This is a genomic window from Rhodococcus sp. BH5, assembly GCF_027583855.1.
Classification (GTDB): Bacteria; Actinomycetota; Actinomycetes; order Mycobacteriales; family Mycobacteriaceae; genus Rhodococcus_F; species Rhodococcus_F qingshengii.
Window position 1 is genome coordinate 169,771 of sequence record NZ_JAJHVW010000007.1, and the last position, 19,988, is coordinate 189,758.

Here is a 19,988-nt window from a genome sequence, read left to right on the forward strand (position 1 = left end):
TGTCTAACTTGGCATTCCGGGTCTCGGGGCCAATGGCATGACGGGCATGTCGGGATTCGGAACCACCGGATCGGTTGTGTCGGTCGGGTTGGGCGGCTGCGTCGGCGTTGTCTGTGTATCAGTGGGGTCGGTCACGGCGGGAGTGTCCGGGGTATCCGGATCGACCGGATCCAGCGGTCCGACGACCGGCGGCAGGTTCTCGATCCGAAGGGGATCGATCTGGATGGTGATCGGCGATCCCTGTTGCGCGGGGACGTTCGCCGTAGTGGATTTCTCTGTACCGGTGCCCGGACTCACCGGGATGGGCTGGGATTCGGATGAGGTCGATTCCGCTTCGGATGCCCACGACTGCGCCGTCGGCTGCGCGCCGAGAGCGGGTACTTCCGGTGGGGGTGAGGTCGCTGATTGCGTGCCTGTCCCGGATGAACTCGTCGGGGTGGCAGCTGTGTCCGTCCCGGGGGACAGGGAAGATTGTGCGTCGAGAATCCCGGGCGCTGAAATGGTCCCGATGATGACCGCTGCCGCGCAACCCGACACCGTCAGAAAGACTGCGGCGGCTGCTGCGGCGATGATCGGTCGGCGCTCCGAGCGCCACTGGCGATTCAGCCAACCGTCGATGCTCGGTTCTTTCGTGACCGGTGCCTCCACGCCGGATTCCGGCTCCGGTTCGATCAGAACGAACGGCGGAAACTCTTCGGGGGTGTTCTCTGGCTCGGCAAATTCGGTTGGCTGGGGTTCGGGACAGGTAGAGGTGATCGAGAAGGGTGCGGCCAACGCTGCGGCTCCGCGAGCAGCACGGTCGTCGGCGTCCGGATCCGCGAGCCAAGCCGCAGAGGCTTCATCTTCTGAAATCAGTTCGACGCCGTCGAGATTCATGCTGTCGAGTGCGCCGCGCAGTACGTCGACGGAATCGCTCGACCAACCCGCGGGGATCACCGCAGAGATGTTCAGGTTCTGATCGGTGAGTGTTCGGACTTCCTTGACCAGGCAATACATTGCTGTCGCTACCAGTTCCTCCCCTCGCGTCATGTGCTCGGAGAAGTTGTCGGTATCGTCGGTGCCGACCCTGTCGAGGAACCCGCGCAACCCGGTGGACCCCGCCGCGGTTCCGCCTAGCTGCACGGTGCCGTCGGGGGCGTGGTGCAGAACCGATTCGCGTTCGAGGGTCACCAGCTCCGAGTCAGGTCTCGCGATCGCAGCAATGCTTCGTTTGTTGCCGACGGCGAGTCCGACTCCCCACTTCATAGCGATCCCCGTTTCACAGTTACCGAACTTTGCTCGGCAGGCATGCCCTGATTACTGTGAAAACTATCACTTAAACGAATATACGCAACCCTCTGGACAATATGCAGCTAACTACTTGTTCGGCGGTGTCATGCTGCGAAGGATGGTGAGCAGTTCCGAACGAGACTGCGCCCCGACGCGCCGCTTGATCCGTGCGACATGGTGCTCGACGGTTTTAGCGGAGATGTAGAGGCGTTCGCCGATTTCCCGATACGTCAGTCCGACGACGACGAGTTCGGCAACTTCTTGTTCGCGCTCGGTCAGCACCGACGGTGGCGCCGCACTTGTGGCGGTATCGGTTGCACTTGTCTCGGCCGTCGACGTTGTGCGTAGCGAGCGCGCAACGTGGAGCAGTGCCGTGGCCGATTTGGTGTCCGGGGTGCGCAGCGCTGCTTCGCCGGCGAGGCGAGCGGCGTCCCACGGGAGTCCGATCCGACTGAGCGTTCGTGCGGCGGCTTCGACACCGTCTGCGTCGACGTTGCCTTGCATGAGTAGGAGCCACTGGCGTCCGGCGATCGCCAAACCGGCTGCGTAAGTGTGAGTTTTGGCTGATTCGGCGAGTGTATGGGCGTGTGGGAGGAGATCGGCCGGCGACTGCGAGAGGATCGACGCCTGGACGCCGTACCAATGCAGCGGCGACGACCACAGCGGCGGCTCGCCGAGCGCGCGGAGGAGTGAGCGCGCGTCGTCGACGAGATGCTCGACCTGCTCGGTCTCCTCGAGCCGTACTGCCGCAAGCCACAGTTCGCCGATGGGAAGCAGATTGAACAGATCAACGCTGCAGGACGAGAGGGTGCCTGCCGCGCCCGACCAAGCTCGACGCAGCTGGGCGAGATCGCCGGAACGCCGAGCGAGACCCACGATCAGAGCATGCAGAAACAGTGCGTCACGCTCGCGGAGGGGGCCGCGGACTACCTCCTGCGGTAGGTCTTCGAGAATCGCGTCCTGCCCGCGGACCATCGCGATCCAGGCGCCGAGAAGGTGAAGTCGTGCCCACGTGTGACTGCTTGCGTCGTCGGCGGCGATCGCGGCCGTGACGACAGCGGCGGCCCGTTCATGGGCGCCGTTGTGCAGGAGTGCGAGAGCGACCAGCGCCGGGGCGGAATCAGGCTGGAATTCAGATGTGTCGGCTCCGCCGGGGAGCGAGAGTGCGCGCGACATCGTGTTGAGCGCACTCGGCGCGCTCCCGGTGACCGATTGCATCAGTCCGTTGGCCAGTGTGGTAGCGCCGACCGTCGAGCTCGACGGTGATCCTGTGTGTCCGGTGAGCGCGGCGTTCGCGTCATCGACCTTGCCGATGCCGAGGAAAGTGATTGCGGCGAAGGGGGATTCGTTTCCGGTGCGCCCTGGCCCCAGCCAGGTGTAGAGATCTGCAGCGGCGCCGAGTTGGCCGCATGCTGCGGACGAAGCTGCGCGGATTCGCACCGCCGCAGCCAATCTCGCGTCGTCGAGATCGGGTGCGGCGATGACGGAATCGGCCAGACGGCAGGCAGTGTCGAGGTCACCACTGCGAGCCGAGACCTGGGCGTACAGCAGCGTGTCGGCCACGCCGAGAGGCTCGATCGAATTCACGCGGCGAAAGAGATCTGCCGCGACCGCCGGCGTGCTCGCCTCGACGGCGTCTCGTAGTACACCCGTGAGATCGCGGTGGCGGATTCCGGAGTCGAAAAGTCTTCGTGCTGTGTCGATATCGAGGGTTCTCGTGTGTGCGCGTGATTCGACGATTCTGATCAGCTCGCTGCGGATACGCCCGGTGCTCGTCGACTCGGCGAGCACGCTCGCGACGAGTGGTGATCGCGAACCGAACAGTCCGGTCGCCAGTGCCCGGTCGAATGCAGCTGTGAGGCTGAACTTCTCCTGTCCCAGATCGAGCTCGAAGGCGTCGATGTCCGGGACGGCGAGTGAAACTTCGAGGATCTCGCGCTCGATCGGATGCAGAGCGGTGACCTGGTGGAGGATGTGTGTGCGTATGGCGTTCGGCATTTCCGGGCGGCCTGCCGAGGCGGCGGCGAAGTACGCTTCGATCGCCCCGAAGGAACCACCGGACAGATGCTCGAGCGCCACCACGGCGCGGTCGTCGAGCGGGACTCTTCGCTCGGCCGCGATCTTCCGAATATCGTTTCGGTTCAACGGGTTCAGATGCAACACGGTGCCGAAACTCGAGATGTTCGAGTAGATCGGTGCGAGTGGTGGATCGATCCGATCGGAGGCTACGACAACTCCGAGGTCGTCACGTTGGACAAGCTCTTTCAGGGCACGGATTTCATCGGAGGTCAGAGCTTGCGCGTCCGCGATCACCACAATCGCGTCGGCGGGGACGTCATGCGTGACTGCGGTGACCACGGGCTTGTCACCCGATTCGATTCGCTTCCGAACAACCCTCGTCACTTGGGGCCGAGCGCTGGCATCGGTCCCGGTGACGAATAGGCGCAGTGGCGATGCAGTCAGGTCGACGTCGCGCAAAAGTCCTGCGATGAACGACGATTCGGTGCCGTTGTCACGGTTCATCGAAAGACCGCCGGTCAGCGGATCGGTGCGGTGACGCCGCCGACGACACCACCGACCACGTTTCCGACACCACCGACGACGTTACCGAGACCTCCGACCACGCCTCCGACTCCGTTGCCGACACCGTCGACCAGACCGCCGACTCCGTTTCCGATGCCGGTCGCAGCGTCACCGACACCGGTCCCGACGCCGGCTCCAGGCGCGGGTGCGGGTGCTGGTGCCGGGGCGGGAGCAGGTGCGGGCGCCGGGGCGCCGGGTGCGGCAGGTGCAGGCGCCGACGGAGCGGTCTCGCCCGGTGCGGGCGAGGATCCCGCCGGTGCGCCGGCAACCGGAACTGCCCCCGGCGCCGTCGTCGAGCCGCCTGCGGCAGCAGGAGAACCGGGCTGATTGCTTCGAGTGCCGTTGTTCGCAGTCGTGGATCCGGTGCCTGCCGCTTCCGCTGCCGTGGTGCTGCCGGGAGTAGAGCCCGCGGTGGTCGAAGCGGTCGAGGAGGTGGACTCGCTGGTGGTGTTCGCCGAACTGGACGGAACGTTGATCTTGTCCATGGCAGTTCCGATTCCGAGCCCGCCTGCGGCGAGCACGATGAATGCTCCCACCACTGCAGCAACGACGCCGACCCTCGACGAGCGTCGAGTCGCCGTGTTCTCTTCTTCGGTCGGCTCGGCAAGCAACGGAGTGGAGAAGGCGGGAACTGGTGCGGGCTTGCGAGACGGCTCGGCGGGAATCACTGCAGTGGCGGCGGCCGGTACTTGCGAGTCTCTGGCGTCGAGTGCGAGGGCCGCGGCGCCGGACGCCGCGCTCGACGCTGGATCGGCGTCGGCGATCACCGGGACACGAAGCTCCGCGGACAGTAGTTCGGCGACAAGGGGAATGGACGAGCTTCCGCCGGCCAGGACAACCTGATTGACGTCACTGGACTCGACGCCGGCAGATCGCAGGCTTTCGCGAACCAATGCCACCGATTCGGTGAGGGCGGGCCGGATCAGATCTTCGAGTTCGGAACGAACGAGTCGAACGTCGCTGACGGCACCGGGAAGCGCCACGCGGGCAACGGTTTCCGTCTCGGTGGAAAGTTCCTCCTTGGCTGCGCGGGCATGCTCGCGCAGAGTTTCCAGCGCTGCAATCGTCTCGGGTGCAAAGGGATCAAGGGTTGCGAACTGGTCGGAAACCGCATCGAGCAGGTGAACGGTGACGAGGTGATCGAATTCGTCGCCGCCGATGTCCTCGCTGCGCAGCGGCTTACCGAAGATCTCGCTTCGTCCGTCGGTCGTGGACATCATCGTGACGTCGAGCGAGCGAGCACCGAGGTCGTAGACGACGGTCAGACCGTCGCTGACGACAGTTCCGGAAGCGGCGAGCCACGCCATGACGGCTGCGGGTTCGGCGACGAGAGTCGCCCCGTGAATTCCGACGTGGTCCAGAGCGGACTCCATGGTGCGTGCCGTGTGGCGGTTCCACCCCACCGGGTGAGCCAGGACGACAGTTGGCCCTTCGTTACCGCCTGCCTGGTCTACCAGTGCGCCGACCGCTGTCGCCGCGAGAGCCTCGCCGCGGTACTCGGTACCGTCGGCGGCAAGTATCGGAATCGGGTCTCCGACGCGCTCGACAAATCCGGTGATGACGGATCCGTCGTCCAATTGCAGCGCACTGGGTAAGCGGACCTGTTGCGTTTCACCGGTCGAGCCGTCGGTGACAGCTACGAGAGTGGCCGAACCGATGCTGATGCCGAGCCCTGCCGCCATGAACGAACTCCCCTGGTCGTGGGCGACAGAAGGACTGTCGCGGTTGTCTGCGATGTCGGTTTCAGGACCTAGATCGTTACCGGATCGGAGGCGTCGCGACGAAGTAGGGGACCGATCCCCTAATCGGGGCAAATCCCCTATTCCGACCGGGCGTAGCCCAATGGGGGGCTTCCCCACCTGTCCCTGGAGAAGAGGGGGGTGCTCCCCGTTGGCCCCAGTCGCAAAAGTTCTTAGCGTTGATTCCACTCGCTACCTCTGGCAGCGCACCAGTTTCCGGACCACCGGCAACTACCCACCGGCAACAACCCGGTCAACGAACTTCAGGAGAACCCGCCATGGCAACGAACGCCGTACTCGAATTCATCCTCGGGCTACTTCGTGACGACGAGGCAGCTGCCAACTACTGCGCCAACCCGACCGCGGCACTCGATGCTGCCGGTCTGTGCGACGTCAGCCCCGCCGACATCGTCGCGGTCGCTCCGCTGGTCGCTGAGTCCGGACTCTTTGCCGGTGGCGGCGCCGACCTGTCCGCGATCGTCAACGCCGGTGCGTCCGCTGCCGGTGCAATCGGCGGCGGTCTCGGACTCGGCGGTGGTCTCGGTGGTGGACTCACCGGTGGTCTCGGTGGTGGCCTCGGCGGCAGCCTGGGTCTCGGCGCCGGTGCAGGAATCGGAGTCGGAGGCGCCCTCGGCGGCCAGTTCGACCTGGTCGGCGACTTCGCAGCAGCCCTCAGCGCTGCGCTTGCCATCGGTGGCGAGATCAGTGCCGAACTCGGCGCAGCCTTCGGCGCTGTGATCGAAGCCGGTCTCGGTTTGGGCGGCGCACTCGATCTCGAAGGAGCTCTCGATCTGGGCGCACAGCTCAGCGCGGCTCTGGGCGGCGCCCTCGGTGTGACCGGCGGCCTGACTGCGGAGCTGGGAGCAGCCCTCGACGCCGCGATCGGCGCAGTCGGCGGACTCGACCTGACGGCAGGGCTCAGCGGAGCTCTCGCACCCGTCTTCGCCATCGGTGGTGACCTCGGAGCCGATCTCGGCCTGGCTCTCGGTGGACTCCTCGGCGGCGCAGCAGACCTCAGCGGTCTCCTTGACATCGGCGGCGAACTGGGCGCGAGCCTGACCGGCGCACTGGAATCCGCTCTTGCACTCGGCGGCGGCCTGGATCTCGCCGGCGCTCTGACAGGCGACCTCAGCACGGCATTGTCCGGCGCGCTCTCGGGCGTCCTGGGAGCCGGCGGCACGATCGGCGCCGATCTGGGTGCATCGCTCGGTGGCGTCCTCGGCGCGATCACGGATGTCAGCGTTCTCACCGATATCGCGGGCGGCCTCGATCTCGGTGCTGCCCTGAGTGGCGCCCTCGGCGGAGCGCTCGGCGTCGGCGGCGGTCTGGAAACTGCATTGGGCGGCGCACTCGACGCAGCACTGGGTCTCGGCGGCGGACTCGACCTCGACGCCGTACTCGGCGGCGGCGCAGACCTCGGCGCGCAGCTCAGCGCGGCACTCTCCGGCGCCCTCGGTGCCGGCGGAACGGTCGGAGCCGACCTGGGTGGCGCACTCGGTGGACTGCTCGGGGGAGCACTCGACCTCGAAGGTGGTCTCGGCGCAGACCTCGCGGCAGCTCTGGGCGGAGGCGCGAATCTGTCGACGGCCCTCGAGGGTGTTCTCGGTTCGGCACTCGGCGTCGATGCCGGGCTCGCGGGCGGTCTCGGCGGCGCTCTCGACGCAGCGCTGGGCGCAGGCGGACTTACCGGAATCGACCTCGGTGGTGCACTCGGTCTGGGCGGTGAAGCAGGCTTGGCAGCCGGTGTCGCTGCGGCTCTCGACACCGCCCTCGCAGGTGCAGGCGGCTTGGGTGCTGTCGGTTCCGTGGGCACGGACCTGACCGGCGCGCTGGACGGTGCGCTGGGCGCGGGCCTCGGGCTGGGGGGCTCTCTCGACAGCGTTCTCGGTGCCGAAGGTGCACTCGGTGGAGCGCTGGACACGGCACTGAACCTCGGCGGAATCGACACCGGTTCGATCGGTGCCGACTTGCCCTCCGTCGACCTCGGCGCTGTGAACCTCGGCCCGATCTCCGCTGAACTGCCTTCCGTCGACCTCGGAAGCATCGCGGCAGAAGGCCTGAACCTCGGCGGTGTGACCGGCGACCTCGGAGCAACTGTGGGCGGCGCGCTGGACGCAACCGCAGGTCTCGACGCAACAGCAGGTCTCGACGCGGCCACGAACGCTGCGGCTGGTTTGGGTGGGTCGCTCGGCGGCGCACTGAACGGCGTCACCGATCTCGGTGGATCGCTCGGCGGGGCTGTCGGAGCAGTCACCGACGTGACGGGTTCGATCGGTGCCGACGCAGCCGCAGCTGCCGGTGGCACAGTCGACGGCGGCGGTACCGTTGGCGGCGGCGGAGTCGCTGACCTGGGCGGATCCCTCGGTGGAGCAGTGAGCGGAGTGTCCGACCTGACGAGTTCGTTGACCGGTGCGCTGAACCCGTGGTCGTCGATCGATGCGACCGATGCTTTCGGTTCGGGTTCCACTTCGGGTCTGAGCGCCGATACCGAACACTCGCTCTTCGCCGAGGATTCGGTTGCAGCGCCGGTCGATCACATCGACCCGGTTGCGGTTGTCGATCACCTGCATCCCTGATCTGCTGACGCAGGAACTGAAATCGGTCAAAATGACCTGATGTAACAAATCCGGCCCTGCGTGCGCTATGCGTTCGCAGGGCCGGATATTCGAGTCGGGAAGAATTGCGGGTCAACGTAGCTCATGAGTGATTCAGCGAGTCAGGTAAGCAGTCGGAAGGCGCGCGTCGCGTCGTCGACGGCGTCGTTGCTCGAACGAACAGCCGTCGTGGCGAAGGATTTCGGGCGCACGGATCTGGTGCGCCGACTCGAGAACGCTCAGGTGAGAGTCAACGACCCGCGTATTCGCATCGTGGTGGTCGGACCCCTCAAGCAAGGCAAGAGCCAGTTCGTCAATTCTCTGCTCGGCATCGACGTGTGCTCGGTCGGTGACGACGAGACCACTGCCGTGGCGACGGTAGTTCAGTACGCGGAGACCGCGGTCGCCGAACTGATTCTCGCCGATCCGGGTGCGGCGCCCATTCGGGTGCCCCTCCCGCTCGAGGAACTGATGGGGATCACCCCGGCCACGCCTCGCGCCGAAGGGCGTGAGGTTCTGCGTGTGGAAGTGGGTGTTCCCAGTCCGCTGTTGGCCGACGGTTTGGTTCTGATCGACACCCCTGGTGTCGGCGGTCATGGAAATCCTCATGCTGCAGGAACATTGGGATTGATCACTGCGGCCGATGCAGTGTTGGTTCTGTCGGACTCCAGCCAGGAGTTCACCGAACCGGAGCTGGGATTCATCCGCCAGGTCGTCAATCTGTGTCCTGCGGTAGCCGGGCTGATCAGCAAGACCGATCTGTACCCGCACTGGCGGCAGATCCTCGACGCCGATCGCGGACATCTCCAGCGTGCCGGGTTGGATCTGCCGCTCATTCCGATCTCCTCGGTACTGCGCTCGCACGCGCTGAGGCTGGGGGACAAGGAACTCGAAGCGGAATCCGGATTTTTGGACCTCTATCAGTTCTTGCGGGACAACGTCGTTGCGCGTGCCGAATCGAATACTCGACGCGCAGTTGCGATGGATGTGCGTTCTGCGGCAGCGCATCTGACGTTGGAGATGGGCAGTGAGCTTGCGGCGCTGAAGGATCCGTCGACCGCTCAGGCAGCGGTCGCGGGACTGCAGCGTGCCCGGGCAGCGGCCGAGGAACTGCACAAGAAGACCTCACTGTGGCAGCAGAGCCTCGGTGACGGCATCGCAGACCTCGCCGCCGACATCGATCACGACCTCCGGGACCGGTTGCGCCGGGTGACCCGCCAGGCCGAGGAGACGGTCGACGAAGGCGATCCCGGTAAGGACTGGGACGTCGTGGGGGAGTGGCTCGAACAGGAGATCGCCACCGCGATCGGTGACAACTTCGTGTGGGCGCATGATCGCGCACAGTGGCTGGCAGAAGTTGTGGCGCAGCACTTTGCGGAGACCGGTGACGTCGCGCTCCCGCATCTCGACGTCGCCGACACCGACGGTTTCCTGGAACCGGTCGGTGCATTGGCGGACCTCGAATCCGGCCGTATCGGCATCACTCAGAAAGTCCTGGTCGGCATGCGCGGCTCGTACGGCGGCGTGCTCATGTTCGGCTTGATCACCACGATGATGGGCATGGCTCTGGTCAACCCGATCTCCATCGGCGCCGGGGTTCTGCTGGGCACCAAGGCTTATCGTGAAGACAAGCAGGCTCAGGTACTCAAGCGTCGCGCTGAGGCGAAAGCGGCCATCCGACGGTTTGCCGACGACGTCAGCTTCCAGGTGGGCAAGGAGTCGAAGGATCGCCTACGCCTGGTGCAGCGGCTGTTGCGTGATCACTTCACCGACATCGCCGAGCAGGCGTTGCGCTCGATCAACGAATCCCTCCGCGCCACTCAGGAAGCCGCGCAGTTGGAATCGAGTGAACATGCCGCTCGGATCAAGCGTCTGGAGACCGACATGCGCGTCGTCGCGGAGCTCGACGCCGTTGCCGGAACGCTGATCGGCGAAACTCCCGCTCCTGCCTCGGCAAAGGTGACCAACGCATGAATGCCACGACCACCGTGACCGCAGTGGAGTCGGCACACGCCCTGATCGACCACGCCAGACGTGCCTACGCCGATCAGCCGCAGACGCGCGCCCAGTTGGAAGAATGTGCGGCCAGGCTCGACGAGCCACTCCGGGTGGCGCTCGCCGGCTCCCTTAAAGCGGGTAAGTCGACGCTGCTCAATTCGCTTGTCGGACAGGATATAGCGCCTACCGACGCGACGGAATGCACACGCGTAGTCACCTGGTATCGGAACGGGACGACGCCGCAGGTGACCGCGACGGCCGAGAACGGTGCCGAGTTCAACGTGCCGGTGACGCGCCGCGACGGCAGGCTCACGTTCGATCTGGGCGAGTACACCGCAGACTCGGTGGACCGCATCGACGTCGACTGGCCGTCTTCGGCATTGGCTCGTACGACGATCATCGACACACCGGGCACCTCGTCGCTCTCGACCGAGGTCTCGGCCCGCACCTGGGACATGCTCGTTCCCGACGGTGAGGCACCGGGCGCGGATGCAGTGGTCTACCTCTTGCGGGCTCTCAACGCCAGTGACATGCAGTTCCTCGGGAAGATCGCGGATCACGTGGGCGGAGAATCCGGGCCACTCGGAGTGATCGGAGTGCTCTCGCGTGCCGATGAGGTCGGCGCAGGCAGGCTCGACGCGTTGTCTTCGGCGAAGGACGTCGCGGCGCGATTCGCCGAGGAGTTGGAGCGAACCGGCCTGTGCCAGTCGGTGGTTCCGGTGGCAGGTCTACTCGCGCTCGCTGCTCGGACGATGAGGCAGAGCGAGTTCGCGGCCTTCTCGGCGCTCGCGCAGGTTCCGGCCGAGGATCTGAGCCTTGCACTGCTCTCCGCGGATCGCTTTGCCAGGCAGGACAGTCCGCTGCCGGTCGACGCGGCGATGCGGGCGCAATTGGCCGATCGGTTCGGGCTCTTCGGAATTCGCCTCGCCGTGACGTCGATCAAGTTGGGGGCGACCGATTCACCGTCCCTGGCGGCCGAATTGTTGGAGCGTAGCGGCCTGGACGAACTGCGTCAGGTGATCGACGTTCAATTCGGGCAGCGGGCAGATCAGCTCAAATCGCACACGGCGCTGGTGACGCTGGGAAGAATCCTCGAAGCCGATCCGAGCGAGGAAGGCGATCAGATCGCGGCGGAGGCGCAACGGTTGCTTGCCGATGTTCACGGCTTTCACGAACTTCGCCTGCTCGGGCGTCTTCGTTCGGTACACACGGATCTGCCACCCGACGACCTGGCACAACTGCAAAGACTGATCGGCGGCTACGGAATCCGGGCAAGTGACCGGTTGGGCTGCGAACCGGAAGAATCGCCGGAGGTGCAGCGTGCGCGGGCCACGGCGGCTGTCCGCAGATGGCGCGAGTTGTCCAGACATCCGCTCTTCGACAGGTTCACCTCGCGGGCCTGCCTGGTCGCCGCCCGCAGCGCCGAGGGCGTCCTGGCTGAAATTGTGCCCGAATAGGGACCCGTTCACTATGCGAGCGCCGGACGAGGGTTCTATCTTGAGTTCGGGATGATCCGGACATAACTCCCAGGTTCGGGTCCCACCTCGATGGGAGCACGCGCATGGCGAGTGACATCAAGTCCGCTTCACCGGATCGAGCCACCCTCGTCCTGGGGACGCTCATCCTGGTCGCTGCGGTCGCGAACCTCAATCTCTCGGTCGCGAATGTCGCTTTGCCCGATATCGGGCGGGCTTTCGACGCCAGTCAGACGCAACTGAACCTGATCGCGGTCGGCTACTCGCTGGGCCTGGCCGGAACGGTGCTCTACCTGGGGGCCTTGGGAGACCGATACGGCCGCAAGATGTTGCTGGTCACCGGCATGGCGCTGTCCATTCCGGCGTCGATCGTGGCGGGATTCGCCGGGAACTTCGAAGTGCTGTTCCTCGCTCGGATAGTCGGAGGCGTCTCGGCAGGTCTGGCGTTCCCGACCACGCTGGCAATCATCACGGCGTTGTGGGCCGGACCGGCACGAACCAAGGCGATTGCCATGTGGTCGGCAATCGGTGGCGCGATTTCAGCACTCGGTCCGATCGTCTCGGGGGCGCTGCTCGAGCAGTTTCACTGGGGTTCGGTCTTCTTCGTCACCCTTCCCTTGGCCCTTGTGGCACTGATCTGTTCCCTGGTGTTGGTTCCCGCTCACGTCAACGAGACGACCGAGCGAGTCGATCACCTCGGCGGCATAGTGTCGATCGTCTTCATCGGGGCGCTGGTATTGTCCATCAACTTTGCGCCGGTGAAGGGTTCGGGCACGTTGGCTCTGGTGCTCGGGGCGATAGCAGTTGTCGCGGGTATCGGGTTCTTCCTGCAACAGCGACGCGCGGTCAATCCGCTGTTCGATCTTCACGTAGCTGCGCGCCCGACCTTCTGGGTCGCGGCGGTGGGTGGGTTGGTCGTGTTCGGTTCGCTCATGGGCGCGATGTTCATCGGCCAGCAGTTCCTGCAGAACGTCCTCGGGTACTCGACGCTGGCAGCCGGTGCGGCGATCATTCCGGCTGCGCTGGCGATGGTGATCGTTGCGCCGCGCTCGGCGACCATGATCGAAAGGTACGGCGCCCGCGTCACGCTGCTCGCCGGCTACCTGTTCGTGGTTCTCGGGTTGTTCGTCGCGCTGTTCCTGTGGAACGAAAGCACACAGTATTGGCAGGTCGCGTTGGCCTATGCGCTTGTCGGCATCGGCGTCGGTCTGGCCGGCACACCGGCATCGCGTTCGCTGACCGGATCCGTTCCCGTGCACCGCGCTGGTATGGCGTCGGGAACCTCGGACCTGCAACGCGACCTGGGCGGCGCCATCATGCAGTCGATTCTCGGCGGAATACTCACGGCCGGGTACGCAAAATCGTTGGGAAATGCGATCTCGTCCTCGCCGAACGCATCCGAAGTGACTCCCGAAACTCAGGCCGCGCTCACCAAATCCTTCTCCAGCGCCGAAGTTCTGGCGGAACGCTACCCGCAATACGCGGAGCAAATCATGACCGCCGCCAAAAACGCCTTCCTGGACGGGGATACAAACGCCTACATCGCGGCGATCATCATCGTGTGTGCCGGTGCCGCGGTGGTGACGTTCTTCTATCCGCGTCGCGAGCGCGAACGAGTCCTGCTGGCGCAGTACGCGGCGGAATCCGATCTAGCCGCGGAGAAGAGTTGAGCGCGCTCTGGTAGTGATGAGGGATGCCACAGCTACTTCACATCGATTCGTCCGCCGAACTCCACCACTCGACCTCACGTGATCTGACCGCACTGTTCGCTCAGCAGTGGTCGAAGAACAGTCCGGATCACACGACGGTGACGTTGGACCTGCACCGGGATCCCTTGCCGCACCTCGCGGACGCGGCCCTGCACTATGCACCACGCTTGCGAGTCGAGGGCGAGATTCCGGATCCCGCCGCGGAAGCACTCCAGGCTCGGGTCATCGAGCAACTTACCGCTGCAGACGTCGTCGTGATCGGTGCGCCGATGTACAACTGGTCGATCCCGTCCACGTTGAAGGCGTGGATCGACTACGTACACGTCCTGGGGACTACGGTGCCTTTCGACACGCGTACTCAGCCTCTGGCAGCTAAGCCGGTGGTGATCGTCTCCAGCCGCGGAAACACCTATGCGCCGGGCTCGGGAAACGAGGCCAACGATCACACCGTCCCGCCACTCGTTCAGGTGCTCGGGGTGTCGATGGGAATGGATGTCTCCGTCATCACCGCGGAACTGACTTTGGCGCAACGTATTCCGGCGATGGCACCTCTGATCGAGCAGGGTGACGCGAGCCTGCGTGCTGCCCGGGAGTCGTTGACCGAGCTGGCCCGTACCTTGGGGGCCTGATCAAGAAGTTCGACCGGGTTCAGGTGAGAGACGAGATCATCGACGCCACGTCTGACGGTTCTACGTCGTAACCGGGGAAATAGCAGCACACTTCGTCGGCATGTTCGCCGAACCGCCGCCGAATCTCGGTGGCGCACTCTTCGGGAGTGCCGACGACGGCGAGTGTGGTCAGCATCGGATCGGTGATCAGCGACGCCATCTCGGTGTAGCCACCTCGCTTCGACAGGGCATTGAGTTCCGGTTGGACCTCGCCCCACCCTTCGACGTCGAGCACCGGACGGTATGCGGGCGTCGAACCGTAGAACGAGAGCAGGGCTCGGACGCCTCTGGCGGCCGCGGCAAGTTGATCCTCGCCGCGGCCGACGCCGACGATGACCTGCGGGATGATCGTGAATTCGTCTCGGGTGCGGCCGGATTCGCGAAGACCTGCATCGACGGCCGGAAGTGTTCGTTCGAGGAAATGACGTTGCGTGTGGAACGGCATGACCAGTAGTCCGTCGGCCACCTCGGCAGCCGTCCTGGTCATCACCGGTCCGAGCGCACCCATCAGGATGGGCGGCGGCCCGTAGGGGTTGGGGCCGGGATCGAACGTCGGAGGCATCAACGTGTGGGTGAAGAACTCGCCGCGGAAGTTCAGCGTCGAGGTGTTCTCCCACGCAGTGAAGATCGCCTTGACCGCTGCGACCGTCTCCTTCATGCGGGCCGCCGGACGCGACCACGTTGCGCTGTAGCGTTTTTCGATGTGCGGTTTGATCTGCGATCCGAGACCCAGTCGAAAGTGGCCGCGACTGAGCAACTGCAGGTCGTTGGCCGAATGCGCCAGATGCATGGGACTGCGGGGGAATGCGATGGCGACGTTGGTCATCAGGTCGAGGTCGACGGCCGATGCTGCTTCGACGAGCGGGAAGAACACGTCGTGTGGTCCCTCGAACGTGAACAGGCCACCGGCGCCGGTCTCCGCGAGTTCACGGCTACGAGCAGCGCCCGCGCCCGGCGCGGAGTCCAGTTGTACGTGAACCTTCATCGGCGTCCCCGCAGCCAGGTGCTGACACCGGGAGCGAACGGAGCGATCGCCGCCACCGCGACCAGGGCGCAGTAGAGAATCGGGCCCCATCTCAGAACTCCGGCGCCGATGTCTGCTGCGCCGTCGACCAGAGACATGAAGCCGAGTCCGGCCGCGATGCTCACGACTCCCACGATCGCCGTCATCACCCGCCCGGCGTTCTTGCGTGCGCGGAGGAGTTGAAGGCTCATGAGTGCGAGCAGGACCAGGACGAGAGCGCCGCCGCCGCTGCCCGCGAGTACGACGGTCACGGCATCGGAGATGTCGGTGGACGAGTATCCGGGATTGTCGCGCGCAGTCGATTCTTCGAGAGCCGACCGGACGTCGTCGAGGCTGGTGACTACCACTCCGGCGATTCCGGCCAGGACGACGAACGAGCCGATCCAGGCAGAGGTAGACAATGTCACGGCTTTGGGTGTCTCGTCGCTCGCTGCAGGTCGGAGCGGCCGAACCGAGACGTCGGGTCGCTCGGGTGCCGGGCGTGGAGGTGACGGGCGAGGAGGTCGCGCGGGAGAATTGTCGGGATCGGTCACCGGCCGATCGTAGCCATTCGGAGAGATACGGAAGTGATGTGGCGCACTTTTCCGGCTTTTCGGGGAAGGCGGGAACAAATCTACGTGGGCTGTAGTTGACCATTTCGACAAGCTTGAGCGCCCTCGGCTCAACTTCAAGTTGACTCCCGGCCACGGTCGGAGGCAAACTTGAGCGGAGGACGCTCACCAAGCGAAAAACTCGCGGTCATGTTCGAGATCAACCACTCGGGCAGAGAACCGCAGAACGAAAGGTAGGAACACTATGGCTCGTGCAGTCGGTATCGATCTCGGTACGACCAACTCGGTAGTTGCAGTGCTGGAGGGCGGCGAGCCCGTAGTGGTCGCCAACGCCGAAGGCTCACGTACCACCCCCTCGGTGGTCGCATTTGCCAAGAACGGCGAGGTTCTCGTCGGTCAGCCCGCGAAGAACCAGGCAGTCACGAACGTCGACCGCACCCTCCGCTCCGTCAAGCGCCACATCGGCACTGACTGGAACGTGGAAATCGACGGCAAGAAGTACACGCCGCAGGAAATCAGCGCCCGCACGCTCATGAAGCTCAAGCGTGACGCGGAGGCTTACCTCGGCGAAGACATCACCGACGCCGTCATCACCGTCCCCGCGTACTTCGAGGACGCACAGCGTCAGGCAACCAAGGAAGCCGGCCAGATCGCCGGCCTCAACGTCCTTCGTATCGTCAACGAGCCCACCGCGGCTGCACTGGCATACGGACTCGACAAGGGTGACACCGAGCAGACCATTCTGGTCTTCGACCTCGGTGGCGGCACCTTCGACGTCTCCCTGCTCGAAATCGGCGACGGTGTCGTCGAGGTTCGCGCAACCTCCGGTGACAACCACCTCGGTGGCGACGACTGGGACGAGCGCGTCGTCGCTTGGCTGGTCGACAAGTTCAAGGCTCAGAACGGCATCGATCTGACCAAGGACAAGATGGCCCTGCAGCGTCTGCGTGAGGCTGCGGAGAAGGCGAAGATCGAGCTCTCCAGCTCGCAGAGCACCTCCATCAACCTCCCGTACATCACGGTCGACGCGGACAAGAACCCGCTCTTCCTGGACGAGCAGCTCACCCGCAGCGAGTTCCAGAAGATCACCTCGGACCTGCTCGATCGCACTCGTGCGCCGTTCCAGGCAGTGATCAAGGACAGTGGAATCGCCGTCAAGGACATCGACCATGTCGTGCTCGTCGGTGGCTCCACCCGTATGCCGGCCGTCTCCGATCTGGTTCGTGAACTGACCGGTGGCCGTGAGCCCAACAAGGGCGTCAACCCGGACGAGGTCGTCGCCGTCGGCGCCGCACTCCAGGCCGGTGTGCTCAAGGGTGAGGTCAAGGACGTTCTGCTCCTCGACGTCACGCCGCTTTCCCTCGGCATCGAAACCAAGGGTGGCGTGATGACCAAGCTCATCGAGCGCAACACCACGATCCCCACGAAGCGTTCCGAGACCTTCACCACCGCTGACGACAACCAGCCTTCGGTGCAGATCCAGGTCTTCCAGGGTGAGCGCGAAATCGCTTCGCACAACAAGCTGCTCGGCTCCTTCGAGCTCACCGATCTGCCGCCCGCCCCGCGTGGCGTTCCGCAGATCGAGGTCACCTTCGACATCGACGCCAACGGCATCGTGCACGTGACGGCGAAGGACAAGGGCACCGGCAAGGAAAACACGATCAAGATCCAGGACGGCTCCGGTCTGTCCAAGGAAGAGATCGAGCGCATGGTCAAGGACGCCGAGGCTCACGCCGAGGAAGACAAGGCCCGTCGCGAAGAGGCAGAGGTTCGCAACCAGGCCGAGTCGCTGGTCCACCAGACGGAGAAGTTCGTCAAGGAGCAGCGTGAAGGTGAGAACGCGGGCAAGGTCTCCGAGGAGATCCTGACCAAGGTCGAGGCAGCGGTCAAGGACGTCAACGACGCCCTGGCAGGCACCGACATCGCTGCAGTGAAGACCGCAGTGGAGAAGCTGGGCACCGAGTCGCAGGCTCTGGGCCAGGCCATCTACGAGGCTTCCGCTGCAAACGAGGCCGGAAACACCGACGGCGCAGGCAATGACGACGACGTCGTCGACGCCGAGGTTGTCGACGAGCCCACCGACTCGGACAAGAAGTGACCTCGGACAACCCCGAGAACAACCCGGTCGACCCCGAGACCGGTGCACAGGGAGAGGCGGCGGGGGAATCCCTGCCGCCGCTCGACTCGGAAGACACAGGGGTAGTTCAGGAAGCAGAGTCGATCGTGGAGGAAGCATCCGCCACCGATCAGCTCGCCGAACGGACTGCGGATCTGCAGCGACTTCAGGCGGAGTTCACCAACTACCGTCGTCGCGTCGAGCGTGACAAGCAGGTCATCAAGGAAACCGCGCGGGCTTCGGTCATCACCGAGCTCATCGGAATTCTCGACGACCTGGATCGCGCTCGGGCACACGGTGACCTCGAATCGGGTCCACTGCGTGCACTCGCAGACAAACTCAACACGACCCTGACGGGTCTGGGTTTGACCGACTTCGGCAGCGAGGGTGACGATTTCGATCCCGCACTCCACGAAGCGGTGCAACATGAAGGCGAAGGCCACGACCCCGTACTCGGGACGGTCATGCGCAAGGGATACAAGCTCGGCGACCGGGTCCTTCGGACCGCAATGGTGGCCGTGACGGACCGGGTAGGCGACAAGCCTGCAGACGGTTCAGAACAAGAAGCGAAGTAAGAGTGAGAGGAGGAGACGCCCAGTGAGTCAACGGGAGTGGATCGAGAAGGACTTCTACAAGGAGCTGGGCGTCTCGTCCACCGCGACGGCCGACGAAATCAAGAAGGCGTATCGCAAGCTGGCTCGGGATCTTCATCCCGACGCCAACCCTGACGATGCGAAGGCCGAAGAGCGTTTCAAGTCCGTCAGTGAAGCTCATGCCGTTCTGTCTGATCCGGACAAGCGCAAGGAGTACGACGAGGCTCGGCGCCTCTTTGCCAGCGGCGGCTTCGGCCCCCGCGCGCAGGGCGGCGGCGGATTCAACCCCGGCGCTGGTGGTTTCGACATCAACGACCTGTTCGGCGGCGGGGCCGGTGGGCAGGACTCGGGTCTCGGAGACATCTTCGGCGGATTGTTCAACCGCGGGGGAGCGGGCCAGCGAACAGCTGCGCCCAACCGCCCGCGTCGAGGCAAGGATCTCGAGACCGAGACGACGCTCGCCTTTCGTGAAGCAGCGCTCGGTGTCACCGTCCCTCTTCGTCTGACCAGCCCTACGTCGTGCACCACGTGTCACGGCAGCGGCGCAAAGCCAGGCACCAGCCCGCGAGTGTGCCCACATTGCAACGGAACCGGCGTGGTCAGCCGGAACCAGGGCGCCTTCGGATTCAGTGAGCCGTGTGACGATTGCCGGGGAACCGGCTCGATCATCGACTCGCCGTGTGAAGACTGCCACGGTAGCGGAGTCACCAATCGCACACGGACCATCACGGTTCGCGTGCCTGCCGGTGTGAGCGACGGTCAGAAGATCAGACTCAAGGGCAAGGGCGAAGCGGGACTCCGCGGCGCTCCGGCCGGCGACCTGTTCGTCAACATCCGCGTCAAGCCGGACAGTGTCTTCGGACGCAACGGCGACGACCTGACACTGACGGTTCCGGTGAGCTACGGCGAGCTGGTGCTGGGAACGACACTGTCCGTGCCGACTTTGGAAGGCCGTGTCGGAGTGAAGGTTCCGGCTGGAACGGTGGACGGACGCATTCTGCGAGTTCGCGGACGCGGTATCCCCAAGCGGCCGGACGGTGCCGGTGACCTTCTGGTCACGGTCAAGGTATCCGTTCCGCAGAAGTTGGACGACCCGGCGATCGAAGCGCTGAAAACCTATCTCGAAGCCGAGAAGGCGAGCGGGTTCGATCCACGGGCCGGGTGGGCCGGTGCATGATGACAGAGCGACCGCAGAATCAATGGGATGCGACGGTCGATCCTGACGCTCAGATCTTCGTGATCTCGGTGGCAGCCGAGTTGGCCGGAATGCACGCGCAGACTTTGCGTAACTACGACCGACTCGGGTTGGTCACCCCGCATCGAACCACCGGTGGCGGACGACGCTACTCCCCGCGCGATGTTGCGCTTCTTCGTGAAGTACAACGGCTTTCGCAGGACGAGGGAGTCAACCTTGCCGGAATCAAACGAATCATCGAACTGACCAACCAGGTCGAGGCTCTGCAGCATCGCGTCCGCGAATTGGCCGAGGAGATCGCGAAAGTCCATGCGGGCTATCGCCGGGATCTCGTGCCGATTCCGCGCAACAACGCGTTGGTGGTCTGGAAGCCCCGCAACCAGCGATAGTCGGACCTTTACACAAACGGCTCCACGCCCTGTCGGATTCATTTCGTCGAATCCGCCAGGGCGTGGAGCCGTTTCGGCGTTTCCA

Annotated in this window: 14 protein-coding genes; 9 read left to right on the forward strand and 5 right to left on the reverse strand. The window is 64.7% G+C overall.

What is annotated here, in order from left to right; translation table 11 throughout:
* Window positions 1–3 precede the first annotated feature (3 nt).
* The 3 genes from RhoBH5_RS19250 to RhoBH5_RS19260 form a co-directional block, all read right to left on the reverse strand.
* Entirely contained in the window at window positions 4–1,245 is a 1,242-nt protein-coding gene (locus RhoBH5_RS19250; protein WP_214924341.1) for a hypothetical protein, read from the reverse strand.
* Window positions 1,246–1,356: 111 nt separating this feature from the next.
* On the reverse strand, window positions 1,357–3,792 hold the full coding sequence (locus RhoBH5_RS19255; protein WP_054828411.1) for a LuxR C-terminal-related transcriptional regulator: 2,436 nt from the start codon (window positions 3,790–3,792) through the stop codon (window positions 1,357–1,359).
* A 14-nt stretch (window positions 3,793–3,806) separates the two neighbouring features.
* Entirely contained in the window at window positions 3,807–5,534 is a 1,728-nt protein-coding gene (locus tag RhoBH5_RS19260; RefSeq protein ID WP_270008692.1) for an Hsp70 family protein, read from the reverse strand.
* A 335-nt stretch (window positions 5,535–5,869) separates the two neighbouring features.
* Between RhoBH5_RS19260 and RhoBH5_RS19265 the strand changes: the two genes are divergently transcribed.
* The 5 genes from RhoBH5_RS19265 (at window position 5,870) to RhoBH5_RS19285 (ending at window position 13,996) form a co-directional block, all read left to right on the forward strand.
* Window positions 5,870–8,167 carry an IniB N-terminal domain-containing protein gene (locus RhoBH5_RS19265; RefSeq protein WP_042452232.1) on the forward strand — a complete coding sequence of 766 codons (2,298 nt, stop codon included), beginning with the start codon at window positions 5,870–5,872 and terminating at the stop codon, window positions 8,165–8,167.
* Window positions 8,168–8,290: 123 nt separating this feature from the next.
* Complete coding sequence (locus RhoBH5_RS19270) at window positions 8,291–10,159, forward strand: dynamin family protein (protein WP_007726689.1); 1,869 nt, start codon at window positions 8,291–8,293, stop codon at window positions 10,157–10,159.
* Window positions 10,156–11,640, forward strand: coding sequence for a dynamin family protein (locus RhoBH5_RS19275; protein WP_042452229.1), 1,485 nt, complete (start codon window positions 10,156–10,158; stop codon window positions 11,638–11,640). The genes RhoBH5_RS19270 and RhoBH5_RS19275 overlap by 4 nt, the downstream gene beginning before the upstream one ends.
* A 104-nt stretch (window positions 11,641–11,744) precedes the next feature.
* A complete protein-coding gene (locus RhoBH5_RS19280; RefSeq protein ID WP_054187123.1) occupies window positions 11,745–13,328 on the forward strand; it encodes an MFS transporter in 1,584 nt (527 codons plus the stop codon).
* 23 nt (window positions 13,329–13,351) lie between these two features.
* The gene (locus RhoBH5_RS19285; RefSeq protein WP_270008693.1) at window positions 13,352–13,996 is read left to right on the forward strand and encodes an FMN-dependent NADH-azoreductase; all 645 of its coding nucleotides are present in this window, start codon (window positions 13,352–13,354) and stop codon (window positions 13,994–13,996) included.
* Window positions 13,997–14,015: 19 nt separating this feature from the next.
* Here the strand turns inward: RhoBH5_RS19285 and RhoBH5_RS19290 are convergent, their stop codons facing one another.
* Together RhoBH5_RS19290 and RhoBH5_RS19295 are read right to left on the reverse strand one after the other, a co-directional pair.
* Window positions 14,016–15,020, reverse strand: a complete 1,005-nt coding sequence (locus RhoBH5_RS19290; RefSeq protein WP_070162097.1) for a TIGR03617 family F420-dependent LLM class oxidoreductase — start codon at window positions 15,018–15,020, stop codon at window positions 14,016–14,018.
* A complete protein-coding gene (locus RhoBH5_RS19295) occupies window positions 15,017–15,592 on the reverse strand; it encodes a hypothetical protein (RefSeq protein ID WP_039972689.1) in 576 nt (191 codons plus the stop codon). The genes RhoBH5_RS19290 and RhoBH5_RS19295 overlap by 4 nt, the downstream gene beginning before the upstream one ends.
* 262 nt (window positions 15,593–15,854) lie before the next feature.
* Between RhoBH5_RS19295 and dnaK the strand changes: the two genes are divergently transcribed.
* The 4 genes from dnaK to RhoBH5_RS19315 are packed head-to-tail and all read left to right on the forward strand — an operon-like array spanning window position 15,855 to window position 19,903.
* Window positions 15,855–17,708, forward strand: coding sequence for a molecular chaperone DnaK (dnaK, locus tag RhoBH5_RS19300; RefSeq protein WP_003944365.1), 1,854 nt, complete (start codon window positions 15,855–15,857; stop codon window positions 17,706–17,708).
* Entirely contained in the window at window positions 17,705–18,301 is a 597-nt protein-coding gene (gene grpE / locus RhoBH5_RS19305; protein ID WP_003944430.1) for a nucleotide exchange factor GrpE, read from the forward strand. The genes dnaK and grpE overlap by 4 nt, the downstream gene beginning before the upstream one ends.
* Window positions 18,302–18,323: 22 nt before the next feature.
* Complete coding sequence (gene dnaJ / locus RhoBH5_RS19310; RefSeq protein WP_003944329.1) at window positions 18,324–19,496, forward strand: molecular chaperone DnaJ; 1,173 nt, start codon at window positions 18,324–18,326, stop codon at window positions 19,494–19,496.
* The gene (locus RhoBH5_RS19315) at window positions 19,493–19,903 is read left to right on the forward strand and encodes a heat shock protein transcriptional repressor HspR (protein WP_003944355.1); all 411 of its coding nucleotides are present in this window, start codon (window positions 19,493–19,495) and stop codon (window positions 19,901–19,903) included. Before dnaJ ends, RhoBH5_RS19315 begins: the two co-directional genes overlap by 4 nt.
* The last annotated feature ends 85 nt before the right edge of the window (window positions 19,904–19,988 follow it).

Bases quoted from the DNA above. Each gene is read 5' to 3' on its own strand.
- RhoBH5_RS19275 (WP_042452229.1), top strand. From the start codon at position 10,156: ATGAATGCCACGACCACCGTGACCGCAGTGGAGTCGGCACACGCCCTG.
- RhoBH5_RS19255 (WP_054828411.1), bottom strand. From the start codon at position 3,792: ATGAACCGTGACAACGGCACCGAATCGTCGTTCATCGCAGGACTTTTG.
- RhoBH5_RS19315 (WP_003944355.1), top strand. From the start codon at position 19,493: ATGATGACAGAGCGACCGCAGAATCAATGGGATGCGACGGTCGATCCT.
- RhoBH5_RS19265 (WP_042452232.1), top strand. From the start codon at position 5,870: ATGGCAACGAACGCCGTACTCGAATTCATCCTCGGGCTACTTCGTGAC.
- RhoBH5_RS19285 (WP_270008693.1), top strand. From the start codon at position 13,352: ATGCCACAGCTACTTCACATCGATTCGTCCGCCGAACTCCACCACTCG.
- RhoBH5_RS19280 (WP_054187123.1), top strand. From the start codon at position 11,745: ATGGCGAGTGACATCAAGTCCGCTTCACCGGATCGAGCCACCCTCGTC.
- RhoBH5_RS19260 (WP_270008692.1), bottom strand. From the start codon at position 5,534: ATGGCGGCAGGGCTCGGCATCAGCATCGGTTCGGCCACTCTCGTAGCT.
- dnaK (WP_003944365.1), top strand. From the start codon at position 15,855: ATGGCTCGTGCAGTCGGTATCGATCTCGGTACGACCAACTCGGTAGTT.
- RhoBH5_RS19270 (WP_007726689.1), top strand. From the start codon at position 8,291: ATGAGTGATTCAGCGAGTCAGGTAAGCAGTCGGAAGGCGCGCGTCGCG.
- RhoBH5_RS19250 (WP_214924341.1), bottom strand. From the start codon at position 1,245: ATGAAGTGGGGAGTCGGACTCGCCGTCGGCAACAAACGAAGCATTGCT.
- RhoBH5_RS19290 (WP_070162097.1), bottom strand. From the start codon at position 15,020: ATGAAGGTTCACGTACAACTGGACTCCGCGCCGGGCGCGGGCGCTGCT.